The organism is Streptomyces sp. SID4985 (assembly GCF_009863025.1).
Classification (GTDB): Bacteria; Actinomycetota; Actinomycetes; order Streptomycetales; family Streptomycetaceae; genus Streptomyces.
This window is the reverse complement of sequence record NZ_WWIR01000038.1, coordinates 1-1,057: the sequence shown is the minus strand read 5'-3', so window position 1 is coordinate 1,057 and position 1,057 is coordinate 1. Positions and strand designations below refer to the sequence as shown.

Below are 1,057 nucleotides of genomic sequence, written 5' to 3'. Positions count from 1 at the left end.
GTCCGCCGGATCGGCGAGCCCGATCCTGAGCGCGCCCAGCCGTACCCCCGGCACCGCGTCCGTGGCCGCGCTCCCCAGCACCGCCCCGGCCGCCTGCTCCGAGATCCACGCGCCGTCCCGGCCGCCGCCGAGCGGCAGGAGTCTGCCCACGCCCAGCCGCTGCCGTACCACCTGTGTCCACTCCGACGTCATTCCTCCAGCCTGCCGTATACCTGGCGCGCATTCGCGCAGCCGTGCTTACCGTGGTCGGGGAACCACCACCGAAAGGGACCTACGGCGATGACCGAGACGACGACGAGCCCCGGCGGAGACAGCGAGTCGCGGGTGTCCACCCGCAAGACCACCCGGCGCGGCGGCGGTGACCCGGCGACCCGGGGACGTACGACCATCGCGGACGGAGTCGTGGAGAAGATCGCCGGAACGGCGGCACGGGAAGTGATGGGCGTCCACGCCATGGGCAGCGGCCTCGCCCGTACCTTCGGCGCGATGCGCGACCGCGTGCCGGGTGGCACCAAGGCCGTCGCCCGCGGGGTGAAGGCCGAGGTGGGCGAGGTGCAGACCGCGCTCGACCTGGAGATCGTCGTGGAGTACGGCTACGCCATCGGCGATGTCGCCGCCGCCGTCCGGGAGAACGTGATCGCCGCCGTGGAGCGCATGACCTCGCTGGAGGTCGTGGAGGTCAACATCGCGGTCAGCGACGTCAAGCTCCCCGACGAGGAGGACGAAGAGGAACCCGCTCAGCCACGTATTCAGTGAGCCGTAGCGGGAATCCGGAGTACAGGGGCCTGACGGACTGAGGAGCGCTATGAGCATGGCCGTGGCCGGCATGATCGCCGGCTTGGCGCTGGGATTCGCCGGGTACTTCGGCGGATTCGGAGCCTTCCTGCTGGTGGCGGCGCTCGGCGCCGTCGGGTTCGTCGTCGGCCGCTTCCTGGACGGCGACCTGGAGCCGGGCGACTTCTTCCGCGCCCGAGGCGGCGGTTCCCGCGGACGCGACGACCGGTTCCGCGCCCCCGGTGACCGGCGCGACCGGCGGCGGTGAGCGCCGTGAGCGCGA

At 72.3% G+C, this 1,057-nt stretch carries 2 protein-coding genes and 1 pseudogene; 2 read left to right on the top strand and 1 reads right to left on the bottom strand.

What is annotated here, in order from left to right:
• Positions 1 to 192: pseudogene (locus tag GTW40_RS01620) on the bottom strand (nucleopolyhedrovirus P10 family protein); the annotation flags it as partial.
• A gap of 87 nt (positions 193 to 279) precedes the next feature.
• Between GTW40_RS01620 and GTW40_RS01615 the strand changes: the two are divergent.
• Both GTW40_RS01615 and GTW40_RS01610 read left to right on the top strand, forming a co-directional pair.
• A complete protein-coding gene (locus GTW40_RS01615; RefSeq protein ID WP_161178336.1) occupies positions 280 to 756 on the top strand; it encodes an Asp23/Gls24 family envelope stress response protein in 477 nt (158 codons plus the stop codon).
• Between the two features lie 49 nt (positions 757 to 805).
• Positions 806 to 1,042, top strand: coding sequence for a hypothetical protein (locus tag GTW40_RS01610; RefSeq protein ID WP_161178335.1), 237 nt, complete (start codon positions 806 to 808; stop codon positions 1,040 to 1,042).
• Positions 1,043 to 1,057: the final 15 nt, after the last annotated feature.

Coding starts and splice junctions, on each gene's coding strand:
- GTW40_RS01610 (WP_161178335.1), top strand. CDS start 806: ATGAGCATGGCCGTGGCCGGCATGATCGCCGGCTTGGCGCTGGGATTC.
- GTW40_RS01615 (WP_161178336.1), top strand. CDS start 280: ATGACCGAGACGACGACGAGCCCCGGCGGAGACAGCGAGTCGCGGGTG.